Annotated in this window: 10 protein-coding genes and 1 pseudogene; 4 read left to right on the top strand and 7 right to left on the bottom strand. The window is 71.7% G+C overall.

Going from position 1 to position 17,322, the window contains the following annotated elements; genetic code table 11:
• Nucleotides 1–12: 12 nt before the first annotated feature.
• The 3 genes from ACFYX0_RS07415 to ACFYX0_RS07405 all read right to left on the bottom strand — a co-directional run bounded on the left by ACFYX0_RS07415 (nt 13) and on the right by ACFYX0_RS07405 (nt 4,469).
• Nucleotides 13–2,619, bottom strand: coding sequence for a fibronectin type III domain-containing protein (locus tag ACFYX0_RS07415; RefSeq protein WP_388967423.1), 2,607 nt, complete (start codon nt 2,617–2,619; stop codon nt 13–15).
• A gap of 167 nt (nt 2,620–2,786) precedes the next feature.
• Entirely contained in the window at nt 2,787–3,845 is a 1,059-nt protein-coding gene (locus tag ACFYX0_RS07410) for a ketopantoate reductase family protein (protein WP_388967420.1), read from the bottom strand.
• 72 nt (nt 3,846–3,917) lie between these two features.
• On the bottom strand, nt 3,918–4,469 hold the full coding sequence (locus ACFYX0_RS07405) for a DUF1697 domain-containing protein (protein WP_388967417.1): 552 nt from the start codon (nt 4,467–4,469) through the stop codon (nt 3,918–3,920).
• A gap of 250 nt (nt 4,470–4,719) precedes the next feature.
• Between ACFYX0_RS07405 and ACFYX0_RS07400 the strand changes: the two are divergent.
• Both ACFYX0_RS07400 and ACFYX0_RS07395 read left to right on the top strand, forming a co-directional pair.
• A pseudogene (locus ACFYX0_RS07400) lies at nt 4,720–6,965 on the top strand (MMPL family transporter).
• 253 nt (nt 6,966–7,218) lie between these two features.
• Entirely contained in the window at nt 7,219–8,082 is an 864-nt protein-coding gene (locus ACFYX0_RS07395; RefSeq protein ID WP_388967414.1) for an aminoglycoside phosphotransferase family protein, read from the top strand.
• 29 nt (nt 8,083–8,111) lie between these two features.
• Here the strand turns inward: ACFYX0_RS07395 and ACFYX0_RS07390 are convergent, their stop codons facing one another.
• The 4 genes from ACFYX0_RS07390 to ACFYX0_RS07375 form a co-directional block, all read right to left on the bottom strand.
• Entirely contained in the window at nt 8,112–8,834 is a 723-nt protein-coding gene (locus tag ACFYX0_RS07390; protein ID WP_355905968.1) for a 3'-5' exonuclease, read from the bottom strand.
• A gap of 117 nt (nt 8,835–8,951) precedes the next feature.
• Nucleotides 8,952–10,190 (bottom strand): SAV2148 family HEPN domain-containing protein, encoded by a 1,239-nt coding sequence (locus tag ACFYX0_RS07385; protein ID WP_355905970.1) that lies wholly within the window; start codon nt 10,188–10,190, stop codon nt 8,952–8,954.
• A 115-nt stretch (nt 10,191–10,305) separates the two neighbouring features.
• Nucleotides 10,306–11,625 carry a copper amine oxidase gene (locus tag ACFYX0_RS07380; RefSeq protein WP_388967411.1) on the bottom strand — a complete coding sequence of 440 codons (1,320 nt, stop codon included), beginning with the start codon at nt 11,623–11,625 and terminating at the stop codon, nt 10,306–10,308.
• 123 nt (nt 11,626–11,748) lie between these two features.
• Nucleotides 11,749–12,555, bottom strand: coding sequence for a Tat pathway signal sequence domain protein (locus ACFYX0_RS07375; RefSeq protein ID WP_388967409.1), 807 nt, complete (start codon nt 12,553–12,555; stop codon nt 11,749–11,751).
• 204 nt (nt 12,556–12,759) lie between these two features.
• On the opposite strand from ACFYX0_RS07375, the gene glgX reads away from it, so the two are divergent.
• Together glgX and treY are read left to right on the top strand one after the other, a co-directional pair.
• Nucleotides 12,760–14,871 (top strand): glycogen debranching protein GlgX, encoded by a 2,112-nt coding sequence (glgX, locus tag ACFYX0_RS07370; RefSeq protein ID WP_388967406.1) that lies wholly within the window; start codon nt 12,760–12,762, stop codon nt 14,869–14,871.
• A 69-nt stretch (nt 14,872–14,940) separates the two neighbouring features.
• Nucleotides 14,941–17,292, top strand: a complete 2,352-nt coding sequence (gene treY / locus ACFYX0_RS07365; RefSeq protein ID WP_388967403.1) for a malto-oligosyltrehalose synthase — start codon at nt 14,941–14,943, stop codon at nt 17,290–17,292.
• Nucleotides 17,293–17,322: the final 30 nt, after the last annotated feature.

The raw sequence follows: 17,322 nt of genomic DNA, 5'->3' as shown, positions 1-17,322 counted from the left end.
AGGTGCGGGTGGTCACGGCGCGGTCCTCGCCGTCACCGTCGCCGCCGGGCCGGTGCCGGCGGCCGTCACCGCGGCGACCGTGACCGTGTACGAGGTGCCCGGCCGCAGACCGCCGATCACCCGGAACATGCCTTTGGCGGACGGCTGGGTGACCAGGACGTCCCGGCCCGTCACCTCGATCGGGTCGCGGCCGTCGGAGACCGTCACCCGGTAGCCGGTCACCTTGGCGTCGCCGGTCGCGGCCGGCGGGGTCCAGGCGAGGGTGGCCGCCGTGGACTGCGTCCGCAGCTTCGGGCCCGTCGGCGCCGCGGGCAGCACGGTGGCGGCGGTGGGGGTCAGCGGGAGCGAGGCCAGGGACGGGGCGCTCGTGCCGTGGGCGTTGGCCGCGATGACCGTCACCGTGAACGGGCCGCCGGTGGAGGGCAGTCCGCCGATCCTGACGAGCGCGGTGCGCCGGAGGTCCCCGGCGGTGACCGACTGTTCGCCGACCTGCCGGCCGGTGGTGTCGTAGGCACGGGCGGTGTAGCCCGTCACCGGCGAACTCCCCTCGACGAAGCTCGGGTTGAAGGTGACGTACAGGGCGTCCGCGCCCGCCGTGCCCGTGCCGACGCGGGAGGGCGCCTCGGGGGCGGAGGGTCCGCCGGTCTCCCGGTGGAGCAGTCCGCGGTAGGCCGGTTCGAGACCCGCGTCGGCGACGATCCTGGACGGGACGTCCGACAGCGCCGTCATGATCTTGTTGCCGGTCGTCACCAGGCCCTTGTTGTCACTGTCGGCCGTGCCCTCCTCCCACCAGTTGTCCTTGACCAGGGTCGGGTCGTTGTTGCCCAGGTCATCGCGGTAGTCGGTGTGGCGGGAGGCGACGTTGGCGTACGAGGCGTGGAACAGGACGTTGCCCTGGACCGTCTCGTAGGTGCAGCCGTTGTCGGTGTAGACGCTCTTGCCGAGGCCCCACTGGTCGTGGATGACATTGCCGGTGACCTGCTCGCCGTCGGCCATCGACGTGCCGGTCAGGCCCTGGGTGTAGACGCCGCCGCCGTCGTCGAGCATCTGCATGTAGTCGTAGATCAGGTTGTCGCGGACCGCGTTGTCGTGGCTGGGGTTCGGGGTCGCCGGGTCGCCGATCTTGTCGGGCCAGCCGCCCCAGCCCATCGAGACGGCGCTGTAGCCGACATGGTCGATCTGGTTGTGGGCGATGGTGTCGTGCGCGGTGTAGCCGTTGAGGATCGCCACGCCACCGTGGTACTCGCGGGGCAGGCCGTAGAGGTGATTGTTCGTCACCTGAACGCCCGAGGCGGGTGTTTGACCGTCCACGCCGCCGATCTCCAGGCCGTTGCCGGAGATGTCGGTGAAGACGCTGCCGCTGACGGTGGAGTCCTCGCTGCCCGTCCCGAGGTCCAGCCCGGAGGCGCCGAGATGGGCGAAGACGTCGTCGGCGAAGGCGATGCGCTGCCCGTAGGTGAAGGACACGTTGCCGGGCATCTTCGTCCAGGAGGCGAACGGGCAGGTGCCGCCGTCGACGTAGTGGCACAGGCCCTGGGTGGCCCAGCCCCGGTCGCCGGTGACGGTGTAGCCGGCCTGGATCTCGGAGAAGCCCTCGGGTCCGGACGGGGTCAGCCAGGTCGCGTAGCTGAACCGCAGCCCGCGCAGGACGATGTCGTGCACGGGCGCGTCGGCGGTGCCCCGGCCGTCGACCAGTTTCTCGGCGGCGGGCGCCTCGACGTCGGACCGGCCGAGGTTCTCGCCCTTGCGCGGCAGGTAGTAGACGCGGTGGGCACCGCGGTCGAGGTACCACTCGCCGGGCTGGTCGAGGAGTTCGTAGGCGTTCTCGACATAGGTCGCCCTGCCGCTGTTGGTGAGCCGGCCCGGCCCGACCATGCTGACCGTGCGACCGGGGATGGCCGGGAACTCGACCCGCTTGTTGGAGTTGTCCCAGCACGGCTGGGCCATGGTGATGGTGGTGCCCTCGGCGGAGGCGATACGGCAGCGGGGCTCGGTCCACTGGCCGAGGCCGTTGCGCTCGATGTTCCACAGCGCCTCGCCGCTGGTGTAGACGAACTCGGCGTCGGAGGGGCGCTTCCAGTGGGCGATGGCGTCGGAGGACGCCGTGTAGCCGGTCGCCGTCTGGGTCAGGGTCACCGGGACGGCGCCCCGGGCCCGCTGGGCGCGCACCCCGTCGACGTACAACTGCCGTGTGTCGGTGAGCTCTTGGGGTGCGGGCGCGGTCCAGAGGCCCGGCCGGCCCCGGACCGGCCGCCAGCCGGTGACCCGGCGGCCGCCGCTGACGACGGTGTCGCCCGTGCCCTGCCAGATGACGCGATGGCCATGGGTGCCGGAGTCGCGGGCGTCGAGGACGAGGGGGTCCGTCAGCCGGTAGGTGCCCGACGCGAGATGGATCGTCAGATCGGCCTGCAGATCCCCGACGCGGGTCCGGGCCAGATCGCGGGCGCGTTCCAGGGTGCGGACCGGGTGGCGGGCGGTGCCGTCGGCGTGGTCGTTCCCGGACGGGGACACATAGACGTCCGGGGACGCGGGCGGGGCCTGGGCGACGGCGCCCGGGACACCGGCGGCCAGGATCGCGGAGACGAGGGTGACGAGGGCGGCTCTTCGGTGCGTGGGCATGGAACCCTCCCGTGGGCTTAGCCTGTACCCAACGCCGGGAAAGGTAGGAGCACTTGAGTAACTCAGTCAATTGAAGTGACGTATTTTGCCGAAAGAAGCCCCTCGGAGGGATGCGCGTAGTCAGATTCATCCGAGCAATGGTCACATCTCTGACTGAGCACCTTCGACTACGACCTCGGCTGATCCTCGGCGGTCCGGTCCGCGCCGGGGGCCCGGACCGCCTGCTCCGCCTCCTCGGCGCGCCGCACCAGCTCCGCCACCGGCAGCGACCCGGCCGGCCGCCGCTCCCGCGCGAACGTGGTCGCGAGCTGTTGCAGCAATTCGTTCAGGGGCGTGGGTACGCCGTGCAGCCGGCCGAGGAGCACGATCTCGCCGTTGAGGTAGTCGGCCTCGATCGTGCCGGTGCCGCGGGTGAGCGACTGCCAGGAGGAGCCACCGCCCCGCACGGCCCCGTCGAGCGGCACCAGACGTATCTTGTCCTCGCGTGCCTCCTTCTGTTCCGTCGTGCTCGCGTTCGGGATCCCGGCGGCCCTGAGCACCGACTCGCCCTCGGCGCGCACCCGTTCCAGCAGCAGCTGCGCCTCCTCGCCGGACAGGGGCCCGCTCACCGCCTCGACGGCGTTGGCGAGGTTGGCCAGCAGCTTGGCGTACTGCCAGCGCGCCACATCCGGCACGACCGGTGCCTCGAACCGGGCGCTCTCCAGATCGGCGGCGATGCGGCGGACGGTGTCGTCGGTGCCGTGGGGATGGCGGCCGAGGTGCAGGATGCCGGTGAGCGGGGTGCCCGCCGCGGAGACCACGCCCGGTTCCACATAGGTGCACGGCAGCCAGACGCAGACCCCGTACACCCGGCGAAAACGGCGCAGGGCGATCCGGGGGCTCTCCACCCCGTTCTGCAGGCAGACCACGGGCAGGTCCTCGGCGGCCGTGCCACCGCCCGCCACGGGCGCCGGGCCCCAGATGTCCAGGGCGCCCTCGCTGTCCTGGGTCTTGACCGTCAGCATGAGCACGTCGTCCGGCCGCAACTCGCCCAGCGCGTCGGGCCCGTCGACGACCGGCAGCCGGTGGATCCGCTCGCCCTCCGGGCCGTGGAAGCGCAGTCCGTGCTCCCTCAGCGCGCTGAGCTGCGCGCCGCGCGCGACCAGGACCACGTCGTGCCCCGCCTCGGCGAGCCGGGCGCCGACGGTCCCGCCGACCGCCCCTGCTCCGATGATGATGTAGCGCATGCCAACGAGCCTCGCACATGGCCCGGTTGCTCTCTTCCCGGGGCCGGACGTCCGTGCGGGGCCTGCCGGAGGTCATTCTCCGGTCGCGGTCATCTCGGCCAGCTTGACGACGGTGTTCCAGTTCCGGGTGGTGGCGATCAGGCCCTTTGCCAGCCGGCGCTTGGCGAGGTGCTCGGCGAGCTTGGAGCGGCCGAGTCCGTCGGGGGCGTAGAGATAGAGGGCGCGGTCGCCCAGCCGGAACTCCTCCGGCAGATACACGGCCGGATCGATCTCGGCGAAGCGTTCGGCGTCGACCGGCTCCGAGTAGTACGTGAGGTGCAGTTGCCTGCCCTCCAGCCGGTCCGCGGGGAACGGACAGGCGTCGCGCACTGACGCGAGATAGGCGTGGTCGCGCACGATCACATCGACGGGGAAACCGAAACGCCTCTCGATCGCCACGCCGAGCTCCGCGGCGAGGGACTCCTCGTCACCGTGGTCGCAGGAGAAGACGGCCTGACCGCTCTGGAGATAGGTACGGGCCCCGACGAAGCCGAGCCCCTCCATCAGGGTACGCAGTTCGGCCATCGGAACCTTCTTGCTGCCGCCCACGTTGATCCCGCGCAGCAACGCCGCGTACGTCGTCATCCGCACACCCTACGGCCACGGACCCTGATGCCGGTCCCCCGAGAACCCCGAGTAGGCGTAAGGGCCGCCCTCCTCCCCGATGGTGAGACGACGGGGTCCGAGGGGAGGAGCCGGGCGGTGCGCGGTTCACCGACCAGCATGAGGTGAGGCTCCCCCGCCCGCCCCTACCGTCGAAGCGAACGGTGACGGCAGGGAGCCGTCACATGCACACGAGGGGGGCACGTCCGTCAGGGGGAACGGAGACACACGGGTGCGGGGCATCGCCGCGCGGGCCGGCGGCTGGAGCGCCCGGCACCGCTGGGCTGCCGTCGGCATCTGGGTACTGTTCGTCGTCCTGGCGATGGCCGTCGGCTCGGCGGCGGGCCGCGTCGACGTCAAGGACAGCGACCAGATGGGGGCGAGACACACACCGCCGCACAGATCATCCAGGACGCGGGCATCGAGCAGCCGGCCGGTGAGACCGTCCTGATCCAGGCGAAGGACGGCCGGACCACCGCCACGGACCCGGCGTTCCGCTCCGCCGTCACCGCGGTCGTACGGGCCGTCGAGGGCACCGGGCGGGTGACGGACGTGATGTCCCCGTACGACACCAAGACCGTCTCCCGGGACGGCCGCAGCGCGCTGGTGCAGTTCGACATGCGCGGGGACGCGGACACCGCGGGCGACCGGGTCGAGCCGGTGCTGAAGGCCGTCGCCGGGGTCCAGAAGGAGCACGGCGGACTGCGGATCGAGGAGATCGGCGGCGCCAGCATGCAGAAGACGTTCTCCGACGCGTTCGGCGACGACTTCAAGCAGGCCGAGTACTCCGCGGTGCCGGTGGCGCTCGGCATCCTGCTCATCGCGTTCGGCGCGCTGGTCGCCGCGCTGCTCCCGGTGGGGCTGGCCATCACCGCGATCACGGCGACGATGGGTCTGATGGGCATCGTCAGCCATCTGCAGCCGATGAGCGACACCGCCAACTCCGTGATGCTGCTCGTGGGCATGGCCGTCGGCGTCGACTACTGCCTGTTCTATCTGCGGCGCGAGCGTGAGGAGCGCGCGGCCGGCCGGGACCCGGGCACCGCGCTGCGGATCGCCGCCGCGACCAGCGGGCGCGCCGTCATCGTCTCCGGTGTCACCGTGTGTGTCGCCATGGCGGGCATGCTCTTCACGGGGATCGCCACCTTCGAGGCGATGGGCCTGGCCTCTCTGATGGTCGTGGCGGTGGCCATGGTCGGTTCGGTGACCGTGCTGCCCGCGCTGCTGTCCCTGCTCGGCACACGGGTGGAGAAGGGGCGTCTGCCGTTCCTGCACCCGGACCGTCGGCGCGGTGCCGGCGCCCGTTCCTCCGCCGAGGGCAGCCGGCTGTGGGCCGCCGTGCTCAAGGTCGTCCTCGCCAGGCCCGCCGTCTCGCTGGTGATCGCGGCGGGTGCCCTGCTGGCGGTCGCGGCGCCCGCGCTCGGCATGAAGACCCAGAACCTGACCATGGACCAGGAGTTCGGCGACAAGCTGCCGATCGTGGCCACGTACAACCGGGTCAACGACGCCTTCCCCGGCGGCTCCGAGCCCGCTCAGGTCGTCGTCCGGGCCAAGGACATCAACGCCCCCGACGTGAAGGCCGCGCTCGCCGACTTCCGTGCGCAGGCGATCAGTTCGGGCGCCTCGCGGGGCCCGGTGGACATCAGGCTGCACGACGCGCAGAACGTGGCCGTGATCTCCGTCCCGCTGGTCGGCGGCTCGGACCTGGACCGGGCGGGCAAGAGCCTGGAACTGCTGCGCGACAAGGTGCGGCCGGACACCCTCGGCAAGGTCGACGGCGTACAGGCGCCGATCACCGGGCAGGTCGCGGGCTCGCACGACTTCAACGACCAGCTCGTCGCCTCGGTGGTCCCGGTCTTCGCGTTCGTCGTGGTCTTCGCCTTCCTGCTGATGCTCGTGTCCTTCCGCTCGCTGACGGTCGCGATCACCTCGATCGTGCTCAATCTGCTGTCGGTCGGGGCGGCCTACGGCATCCTGGTCGCCGTCTTCCAGCACGGCTGGGGCGCGTCGCTGGTGGGCGCCCATGGTGTGGGCGCGATCGTGACCTGGCTGCCGCTGTTCCTCTTCGTCATCCTGTTCGGGCTCTCGATGGACTACCACGTGTTCGTGGTCTCCCGGATCCGCGAGGCGCGGCTGCGCGGCCGTTCGACGAAGGAGGCCATCACGCACGGCGTGGTGACCACGGCGGGAGTCGTCACCAGCGCCGCGGTGATCATGGTGGCCGTCTTCGCGATCTTCGGCACGCTGTCGATGCAGTCCATGAAGCAGATGGGCGTGGGCCTCGCCGCTGCGGTGCTCATCGACGCGACCGTCATCCGGGGTGTGCTGCTCCCTGCGGTGATGGCCCTGCTCGGCGAGCGCAACTGGTATCTGCCGAAGTGGCTGCACCGGCTGCCCGACCTGACGCACGACGAGTCGGCCCTGGCGTCCCCGCCGCCCCGGCCTCCGGCGCTGGAGGGTGAGAAGGCAGGCGTCTGATCCCTGCCGGTGAGCACACCGAGGGCATGCGTGGCCGGGATGCACATCCCGGCCACGCATGCCGTTGTACCGGCCCCGGTGGCGGCTCGTGCCCCGTGCCCCGCGCACACGGTGCGACCTGGGGGAATGCGACACTGACGGGCGGACGGCCGGGGAGGCGGCCGGGGCAAGCGCTCCTGAGCGTGCGCTCGGGCACGGGCTCAGCGGCTGTTCACGAGCACATCGAGGACCGCGTCGACGCACGGAGGCGAACATGGACGAGGCGAAGGCGCGCGACCTGCTGGCGGCGGCGGGCGTACTGCCCGGGCAGGCCGGGGAGGCACGGCTCCTCGCCCTGGGCGAGAACGCGGTGTTCGCCGCCGGTGACCTGGTGGTCAAGGTTGGCCGCGACGCCGAACTCCTGGACCGCGCCCGGCGGGAGCTGGACACCGCCGTCTGGCTCGCCGAGGAGGGCGTCCCCGCCGTGCGGGCCGCCGAGCCCCGGCCGTTCCTCGTGGACGGCCACCCGGTGACGGTGTGGCACCGGCTGCCCGATCCCGTACGCCCCGCCGAGCCGCGGGACCTGGCCGAACTGCTGCGGATCGTGCACGCACTCCCCTCTCCCTCCTTTTCTCTGCCGCCCCGCGAGCTGCTCGGCGGTGTGGAGCGCTGGCTGCGGCTGGCGGCCGACGCGATCGACCCCGCGGACGCCGCGTATCTGCGCGTGCGCCGGGACGGGTTCGCCGCCGCGGCGGCGGCCCTGACACCGCATCTGCCGCCGGGCCCGATCCACGGCGACGCGCTGCCCCGCAATGTGCACATCGGCCCGGACGGACCGGTCCTGGTGGACCTGGAGACCTTCGCCGCGGATCTGCGCGAGCACGACCTGGTGGTCATGGCCCTGTCCCGCGACCGCTACGGGCTGCCCGCCGAGGCCTACGGCTCCTTCACCCGGACCTACGGCTGGGACGTGCGCGCCTGGGAGGGCTGCTCCGTGCTGCGCGGCGCGCGCGAGACCGCCAGCTGCGCCTGGGTCGCACAGCACGCGCCGAGCAACCCCAAGGCACTCGCCGAGTTCGAGCGGCGGGTGGCGTCCCTGCGGGACGGGGACGAGACCGTCCGCTGGTATCCCTTCTGAGCCCGGCGCCCTGAGCCCGCGAGGCGCGGTCAGACCGTGTGCTGCGCCGCCTCCCGCAGCGGCCACGCCCCGTCCACCACGGCCTCCGTGTCGCCCTTGCGGCGCAGAAACTCCTGGAAGTCCGCCGCCCAGTCCGCGTGCCACTCGATCTGACGGCGGTGCAGCTCCGCCGGGCCGAGCGCCGCGATCTTCGGGTGGCGGCCGGCTATCGCGCGGGCGAGCCGGGCCGCGGCCAGGGCGTCCGCGGCGGCGTTGTGCGCCGAGTCGAGCGGGACGCCGTACTCCTCGCAGACCGCCTGAAGGGTGCGCTTGCCCCGGCGGTAGCGGTCGGCCCGGCGGTCGATGGTGTACGGGTCGATGACGGGCGCGGGCTCGGGGCCGCCGAGCCGCTCGCTCAGTGAGGGCAGTCCGTACCGGTGCAGCTCGGCCGTGAGCAGGGTCAGGTCGAAGGACGCGTTGTACGCGACGACCGGGACGCCCGTCTTCCAGTACCCCGTGAGGACGTCGGCGATCGCGTCCGCGACCCGGTCGGCCGGGCTGCCCTCGGAGGCCGCCCGCTCATTGCTGACCCCGTGCACCGCGACCGCGTCCGCCGGGATCTCCACGCCGGGATCGGCCAGCCATTCGCGGCGGCCCAGCGGCTCCCCGTCCTTGACCTCGATCACCGCCCCCGTGACGATGCGCGCCTCATAGGGATCCGTCCCGGTCGTCTCCAGGTCGAATCCGATGAGCAGCTCTCGGTGCCAGGCCATGGCGGCCCCCCTTCTCAGTGGTGCTTTCCCCCAGTGGTCTCCACCTTCGCATGCGCCACTGACAATCCGGGGAGCGTGCTCCGCGCGGTCCCCGGCCGGCAGCCACTTCGGGACAGTTCAGGACACGGGTCGCGAATCGGCCCAAGCTTGTTCGAACTCCTCGCGATAGGTCGGGAAGAGACCGCCCTCGACGGCCTCGTCCGACTTGACGACCCGGCTGCCGTTGCGCAGCACCAGCACCGGTGCCTCCATGCCGCGGCTGCGCCGCAGATAGGACTGCACCACCGCGACCCCGTCGGAGCCGTCCCCGTCCACCAGGTACGCGGTGAAGCGGGGGGTCTCGTCGAAGACCTGGATCTCGAAGGCGCCCGGGTCGCGGAGTCTGGCGCGCACCCGGCGCATGTGCAGGATGTTCATCTCGACGGCCCGGCTCAGCTCGCCCTTCTTGATGCCGAGTTCCCGCTCGCGCCGTTTGACGGCGCTGGAGGCCGGGTTGAGGAACAGCAGACGCACCCGGGCCCCCGACTCCGCGAGGCGCACCAGCCGGCGCCCGGAGAAGTTCTGCACGAGCAGGTTGAGGCCGATGCCGATGGCGTCGAGGCGGCGGGCGCCGCCGAAGATGTCCTCGGCGGGGAACTGCCGCAGCAGCCGTACCCGGTCGGGGTGGACGGCGACCACGTCCGCGTACCGGTCGCCCACCAGGTCCTCGACCGCGTCCACGGGCAGCCGGCGCGCGGAGGGCACATCGCCGCCCGCGCCGAGGATCTCCAGCAGCCGGGCGGAGGCGCGCTCGGCCTGGGCGAGCACCGTCTCCGACAGGGCCCGGTTGCGCGAGACCACGTTCCGGGTCACCTCGAGCTCGTCCAGGGCGAGTTCGACGTCGCGGCGCTCGTCTATGTACGGCTCGAAGCACGGCCAGTGCTGCACCATCAGCTCCCGCAGCTGGGGCAGCGTCAGAAAGCTGAGCACGTTGTCGTCGGCGGGGTCGAGGAGATATCCCTTGCGGCGGCTGACCTCGCGGACGGCGACCGCGCGCTGCACCCACTCCTGGCCGGCCGGCCCGGCCGCGGCGACCACCCAGTCGTCGCCGTGGACGGGTTCGTAGATGGGACGGAGGACAGCGGCCACGACCGCGCGCAGCCGCTGTTCGACCAGATTCAGCCAGATGTAGGCGCGGCCGGCCCGCTGGGCGCGGGTCCGCACCTCGCGCCATGCCTCGGCGTTCCAGTCCAGTTCCGGTCCGATGGATCCCATCTCCATCGGCCGTGCCAGGGACACCGCCCCGGGCGGGACATCCGTGGAGTTTCCCTCGTGACCCTCGTCACCAGGGGGCAGCTCCAGCCCTCCCGAGCCCACCCGCGCACCGCCTTCCGCTCCCCCGAGCCTCCTCAGGGGCCAGGCCCCAGCCAACGATCAAGGAAGAGTACTCCGGGAGAGCGGCGGGATGCAGCCGGATGCACAGGGTCGTTTCTCAACTACCGGGTTGCGCATGCCCGTTCTGGCCCGCCAGGGCCGGCGGAGTGAGGGGATTCATAGCCGTGACGTCGCGCGGAGCGATCGAGAAGCCCTGCCAGTGGACCGGCATGGGTTGCTGGTCCTCGTCACGCGCGATGTGGTGGAAGCCCACATTCACCCACACCACCGGGTGAGTGAGCGTCTGCCCGTTGACCCACGTGTCCACCGACTTGCCCGCCTGCGCACCGCAGTTGCCGAGGTTGTCACTGGCGAACTGCTCGCAGCTGTTGTACTCGGTGAAGTAGACGTCGTGGCGGGTGAAGTCGTGCCCGAGGTACTTGGTGCTGGCGCCGGGGACGAGTTCGTACGACCGTGCGTGGCCGTCCTTGTTCTTGCCGGTGTCGCTGACGACCCGCCACCAGCGCATGTTCTTGGCGTCGCCCGCGAGTTCCTTGGTGATCTTCGTGAGCGTGGTCTTGTCGGTCGGCGCCTGACCACCCGGAGCCGGCGGGCTGACCTGGGAGTCGTACTGCTCGACACGGTTCTTCGACGAGCCGTCGAGGCCGAAGTCGAGCCGCCAGAAGACGTTGTGGCTGTGGCTGGTGGCGTACGCCTTGGCGCCCTTGCCGATCGGCCAGCCGCGGCCGTCACCGGCGTCGTAGTCGAACGGCGAGAGGCTGCCGGTCGCGCCGACGTTCATGTTGACCGTGCCGTCGTCCTGGAAGCGCCACTCGGTGATGTACTCGTACCAGCCGACCTTGTTGACGGTGTAGACCAGCAGGTCCTTGCCCTGGGTCTGGTAGACCTTGTTCCCGGTGTCGCTCTGCATGCGATAGGCGTGACCGCGTGAACGGGTCGTCGTGCACAGGGCGTTGACGTTGGGGTGCCGCGGGTCCATGGCGCCCGGCACCTTGACCGACTTGATGGTGCCGCCGGGGCACTCGGCGGGTGTCATGGCGGACAGGCCCTGTGCGAAGCCGGCCCCCGTCAGGTCGCTGTACTCGACCGAGCCGTCGTCGTAGGGCACGTCGATCTGGGCGAGCCGGGCGCTGTTGAGGACCTTGATCGGGCGGGCCTCGCCGGGCGGCTGGTAGGAGACGTGCTCCAGGACGAGACCGGCGTAGGTGTCGTAGCGCCAGCACATCCGCCAGGTGGTGCCGGTGGAGAGCTTCTGCTCGATCCGGTACGCCGCACCGCACTCGGCGGCCGGCTGGGCCGCGGCCCGAGGCTGCTGGGCGACGGCCGGTGCGGCAGCCGTGCCCCCGAAGGCCAGCCCGGCCGCCACGAGGCCGGTCAGGGCCCGCCTGCGGGCGCGGCTGGTTCTGTTCACGCGCATGACGAAGAGACTCCTCTTGCACACATCGCACAAAGCGAGAAGGACGGAGATGAGAGATGGGGACGGCGAGACGGCGCGCCCGCGGGCCCGGAGTACGTGTCCGGCGTGCGGGGGACGCGTGGCTCAGGCGAGCCTGCCGACCTTCCGGACGCTCAGGTCGACCACGAAGGAACGGCTGTCGATCCAGGCACCGTTCGGGATCTTCGGGAAGAGCCGCACACAGCGGTGCCGGCCGCACTGGTCGAGGACGGACGGCTGGGCCCCCGGGACCGCCCGGTAGCCGATGCTGGTGAGCGTCAGCTGATCCGGGGAGGTGAGGTCCTTGCCGGTGGCGTCCTTGTAGTCCGCCCTCAGGCCCGCGCCGAGCGGGTCGGCGATCAGCAGCCTGGCCGCCTCGGCGTTCTCCTCGGGGCCGAGCGGCGGCTGCACTCCGTGCTGGGTGCCGGTCCGCTCGACCTTCCCGGTGTCCAGGTTGACGGTCTTGGAGATGACGCTGTCGTCCTTGTAGTCGTAGAACGTCACGTCCGCGCGGCGTGGCGCGTGGGGGTCGTCCAGCTGGTCCGGGTCCGGCTCGGCGACGTCGACGCTCAGCCGCTGGAGACCCTTCCTGCCCTCGACGTCCTCGCCGGCCGTGAACTGCTGACGGGTCAGCGCGATGGTCTCGACGCGCTTGATCTCGTCGTCGGTCAGCGGGTCGCCGCCCGTGCCCTTCGCCCCCTCGGCGGGTGCCTGCTCGACGACGCCGGGCGCCACTGCCTGCTGTCCCTGCCCCCCGTCCTGACGGGCGGCCACCACGCCGCCCCGGCCTCCGGATTCCTCGGCCGACACCGAGCCCGGAAGCGTGATCCCGACCATCACTGCGGTCCCCGTCACCGCGATGGCCGTCCCCGCCACCACCTTGCCCAGATGGCGGCGCACTATTCTGCGCACATTTCCCCCTACCCCCCTGTGTCACGAGAGTGGTTTGAGCCCCACTGGTTCGGCATACGCGGTCGCACGAGTGGTTGCGCCCTGACACGTATGCACTGGTCGGCTGATAAGAGGGGCGTAAGTCGTAGGGGGTTCCCTGACTTTCGGGGAAGACTCGGCCACAAGGCGCCCCTCGGGGCCGGGACAACTGGGAGAGTCGTATCCATGCAGGTCTGGCCTGGAGAGGCATATCCGCTCGGCGCCACCTATGACGGCGCAGGGACCAACTTCGCGGTCTTCTCGGAGACCGCCGACCGGATCGAGCTGTGTCTGCTGCACGACGACGGTTCGGAGACGGCGGTGGAACTGCGGGAGACCGACGCGTTCGTACGGCACGCGTATCTGCCCGGGGTGATGCCGGGGCAGCGGTACGGGTTCCGGGTGCACGGCCCGTACGCCCCCGAGCGCGGGCTGCGCTGCAACTCGGCGAAGCTGCTGCTCGACCCGTACGCGCGCGCCGTCAGCGGCACGGTGACCTGGGGCGAGGAGGTGTACGGCTACCCCTTCGGCTCCCCCGACAAACGCAACGACCTCGACTCGGCGCCCCACACCATGGCGTCCGTGGTGATCAACCCCTACTTCGACTGGGGCGACGACCGCCGCCCGCACACCGAGTACCACCGCACGGTGATCTACGAGGCTCATGTGAAGGGCCTGACGATGCGCCATCCGGCGCTGCCCGATGAACTGCGCGGCACCTATGCGGCGCTCGCCCATCCGGCCATCATCGAACATCTGACCGAGCTGGGCGTCACCGCACTGGAGTTGATGCCCGTACACCAGTTCGTCAACGATCACCGCTTGGTGGACATGGGCCTCGCCAACTACTGGGGCTACAACACCATCGGCTTCTTCGCCCCGCACAACGCCTACGCCTCCTGGGGCGACCGCGGCCAGCAGGTCCTGGAGTTCAAGTCGGCGGTCCGCGCGCTGCACGAGGCCGGCATCGAGGTCATCCTCGACGTCGTCTACAACCACACCGCCGAGGGCAACCACCTCGGTCCGACGCTCTCCTTCCGGGGCATCGACAACCCCTCGTACTACCGGCTGACGGACGATCCCCGCTATTACATGGACACGACGGGGACCGGCAACTCCCTGCTCATGCGCTCCCCGCACGTGCTCCAACTGATCATGGACTCACTGCGCTACTGGGTCACCGAGATGCATGTGGACGGCTTCCGCTTCGATCTGGCGGCGACGCTCGCCCGGCAGTTCCACGAGGTCGACCGGCTGTCGTCGTTCTTCGACCTGGTCCAGCAGGATCCGGTGGTCTCCCAGGTGAAGCTGATCGCCGAGCCCTGGGACGTGGGCGAGGGCGGCTACCAGGTGGGCAACTTCCCGGCCCTGTGGACCGAGTGGAACGGCAAGTACCGCGACACCGTGCGGGACCTGTGGCGCGGCGAGCCCCGCACGCTCGCGGAGTTCGCCTCCCGGCTGACCGGCTCCTCGGACCTCTACCAGGACGACGGCCGCCGGCCGCTCGCCTCGATCAACTTCGTGACCTGCCACGACGGCTTCACGCTGCACGACCTCGTCGCGTACAACGACAAGCACAACGAGGCCAACGGCGAGGACAACCGCGACGGGGAGAGCTACAACCGGTCCTGGAACTGCGGGGCCGAGGGCGAGAGCGACGACCCGGCGGTGCTTCAGCTTCGGGACCGGCAGATGCGGAACTTCATGGCGACGCTGATGCTCTCCCAGGGCGTGCCGATGCTCAGCCACGGCGACGAGTACGCACGGACCCAGCAGGGCAACAACAACGCCTACTGCCAGGACAACGAGCTGTCCTGGGTGGAGTGGCCCGAGGAGGGCGGCGGGGAACTGCTGGAGTTCACGCGCGCGATGGTGTGGCTGCGCCGGGACCACCCCGTCTTCCGCCGGCGCCGTTTCTTCCACGGCCGCCCGGTGCAGGGCACCCACGACGAGCTGTCCGACATCGCCTGGTTCACCCCGGGCGGCCAGGAGATGACCCAGCGGGACTGGACGTCGGCGCAGGCGAGCGCGCTGACCGTGTTCCTGAACGGCAACGCGATCTCCGAGCCCGACACGCGCGGTGAGCGGATCACCGACGACTCCTTCCTGCTGCTGTTCAACGCCTCGCCGAGGCCACTGGAGTTCGTGGTGCCCGTCGACCACGGGCGTCAGTGGCAGGTGGTCGTCGACACCTCCGTCCCGGAGGGGGTGACGCCGGGCACCGGTGACAAGGTCGCGGCGGGAGGCCGGCTGACTTTGGTGGACCGGAGCCTGGTGGTGCTGCAGCGGCCCGCCTGAGCGAGCCGGCGCGGCACCCGGCGGCGCGTTTCCGGCACGAAAGCCGGCGGGGCGGGTACGTAGGTCTGCATGACACCTGAGCGTCCCGTCCCGCCGGTGCCCACCGCCACCTACCGGCTCCAGCTGCAGCCGGAGTTCCCGTTCGGCGCGGCCGAGGCGGCCGTGCCGTATCTGGCCGCACTCGGCGTCTCGCATCTGCATCTGTCTCCCGTCCTGGAGGCCGTCCCCGGGTCGACGCACGGCTACGACGTCGTCGACCACGCGCGCGTACGGGAGGAACTCGGCGGGGAGGCGGGGCTGCGCGCCCTGGCCCGCACCACCCGGGAGCACGGGCTCGGCCTGGTCGTGGACATCGTGCCCAACCACATGGCCGCCGCCCCGCGCCACAACCGTGCCCTGTGGGAGGTGCTGCGCGAGGGGCCCGGGTCGCCGTACGCGCGCTGGTTCGACATCGACTGGGAGGCGGGGGGCGGACAGCTGCTGCTGCCCGTGCTCGGACGCCGGCTCGGCGAGGAGGTCGGGCAGCTGAAGGTCGACGGGGACGTGCTCCGCTACCAGGACCACGTGTTCCCGCTGCGCGAGGGCACCCAGGCGCTGCCGCTGCCGCAGCTGCTCGACGCGCAGTGGTACCGCCCGGCGTGGTGGCGGCTGGCCCGGACGGAGCTGAACTACCGGCGGTTCTTCACCATCTCCGAGCTGATCGGGGTGCGGGTGGAGGACCCGGAGGTCTTCACGGCGACCCATGCGACGCTGCTGCGGCTGCTCGGCGAGGGGGTGATCGACGGTCTGCGCGTGGACCACCCGGACGGGCTGGCCGACCCGGAGGGGTATCTGCGCCGTCTGCACGAGGCGACCGGCGGGCGCTGGACCGTGGTGGAGAAGATCCTCGCCGCCCACGAGCGCCTGCCCGCCGCCTGGCCGGTCGCGGGCACCACGGGATACGACGCCCTGCACCGGGTGGACGGGCTGTTCACGGACCCCGCGGGCGCCGCGGATCTGCTCGGCCACTACCGGCGGTTCGCGGCCCCGCTGGGCGACCGCGGCGGGCACTGGGCCTCCACCGTGCGCCACGCCGCGAACCGGGTGGTCACCCATGAGCTGGCGGCCGAGGTGGACCGTCTCACCCGCCTGGCGAGCCGTCTGTGCGAGGCCTCCCCGGACCCGGCGCTGCACGACCACGCCCCCTGGGCGCTGCGCACCGCGCTGTGCGAACTCCTCGTCCGCCTGGAGGTGTACCGGCCGTACACCCCCGAGGACGCCGCCGCGGTTCTCACCGAGGAGGCCGCCGAGGAGGCCCGCGCGGCCTTCACCGTGCCCGAGGAGGCGCACGCGGTGCGCGTCGTGCGGGACCTCGCGCTGGGACGCGCCGGGAACGGGTCCCTCCACGCCGAGTTCCGGGACCGGTTCGCCCAGACGGCGTCGGCACTGCGCGCCAAGTCCGTGGAGGACACGGCGTTCTACCGCTATGTGCCGCTGCTGTCCGCGAACGAGGTGGGCGGCGCCCCCGGCGCCCCGGCCGTCGCCCCGGAGGACTTCCACGCGTACTGCGCGCGCGTGCAGCGCGAGTGGCCCGCCACCGGGACGGCGCTGTCGACGCACGACACCAAGCGCAGCGCGGACGTTCGGGCCGCCGTGTCCGTGCTCACCCAGTGCCCGGAGCGCTGGGCAGACGTGCTGGCCGAGGTGACACGCGCGGGCGACCCCGGGCCCGACCCGCATCTGGTGTGGGTCGCCTGGCAGACGCTCTTCGGGCTCGGGCAGGCCGACCCTGAGCGCCTGGGCGGGGCGCTGCTGAAGCACGTACGGGAGGCCGGGCTGCGCACCACCTGGACCGAGCAGGACCCGGCCTACGAGGAGGCCGTGGCGGCCTTCGTCGCCGAGGGGGTGTGCGGGGCCCCGGGGCGGCTCGTGACACAGGCACGGGACGCGCTGGCGCCGCACATCCGGGCGAACGTCCTCGGGGCCGCGCTGGTCCAGCTGACGATGCCGGGCGTGCCGGATCTCTACCAGGGCACGGAGGGCGAGTACCGGGCGCTGGTCGACCCGGACAACCGGCGGCCGTTCGCCCCGCAGGAGGCGCCCTCGGAGAAGGCGGACCTGACCGGGGCGGCGCTGCGGCTGCGCGGGCGGCGCCCGGAGGTCTTCGGTGCGTCGGGCACGTACACACCGCTCGGGGCCGAGGGTCCGGCCGCCGCGCACTGTGTGGCCTTCGTACGGTCCGGGGAGGTGCTCACGGCGGTCACCCGGCTGTCGCTGCGGCTCGCGGAGACCGGCGGCTGGCACGACACGTCCCTCGCGCTGCCGCCCGGCCGATGGGTGGATGCACTCGACCCCGAGCGCCGGTTCGACGGGCACACGCGCGTGGCGGAGCTCTTCGCGCGGCGGCCGGTGGCGTTGCTGGAGCGGGTCACCGGGGAGTGAGGTCCGGCGGTCCGAAGCCCCGCGCGCGTG

Origin of the sequence: Streptomyces sp. NPDC002573, from assembly GCF_042889625.1 — a bacterium.
GTDB classification, from domain to species: domain Bacteria; phylum Actinomycetota; class Actinomycetes; order Streptomycetales; family Streptomycetaceae; genus Streptomyces; species Streptomyces gibsoniae.
The sequence above is the reverse complement of the archived record's forward strand: the minus strand, read 5'-3'. Positions and strand labels throughout refer to the sequence as shown.

Excerpts from the sequence above, each read along its gene's own strand:
- ACFYX0_RS07415 (WP_388967423.1), bottom strand. The coding sequence starts at position 2,619 with ATGCCCACGCACCGAAGAGCCGCCCTCGTCACCCTCGTCTCCGCGATC.
- ACFYX0_RS07410 (WP_388967420.1), bottom strand. The coding sequence starts at position 3,845 with ATGCGCTACATCATCATCGGAGCAGGGGCGGTCGGCGGGACCGTCGGC.
- ACFYX0_RS07405 (WP_388967417.1), bottom strand. The coding sequence starts at position 4,469 with ATGACGACGTACGCGGCGTTGCTGCGCGGGATCAACGTGGGCGGCAGC.
- ACFYX0_RS07395 (WP_388967414.1), top strand. The coding sequence starts at position 7,219 with ATGGACGAGGCGAAGGCGCGCGACCTGCTGGCGGCGGCGGGCGTACTG.
- ACFYX0_RS07390 (WP_355905968.1), bottom strand. The coding sequence starts at position 8,834 with ATGGCCTGGCACCGAGAGCTGCTCATCGGATTCGACCTGGAGACGACC.
- ACFYX0_RS07380 (WP_388967411.1), bottom strand. The coding sequence starts at position 11,625 with ATGCGCGTGAACAGAACCAGCCGCGCCCGCAGGCGGGCCCTGACCGGC.
- glgX (WP_388967406.1), top strand. The coding sequence starts at position 12,760 with ATGCAGGTCTGGCCTGGAGAGGCATATCCGCTCGGCGCCACCTATGAC.
- treY (WP_388967403.1), top strand. The coding sequence starts at position 14,941 with ATGACACCTGAGCGTCCCGTCCCGCCGGTGCCCACCGCCACCTACCGG.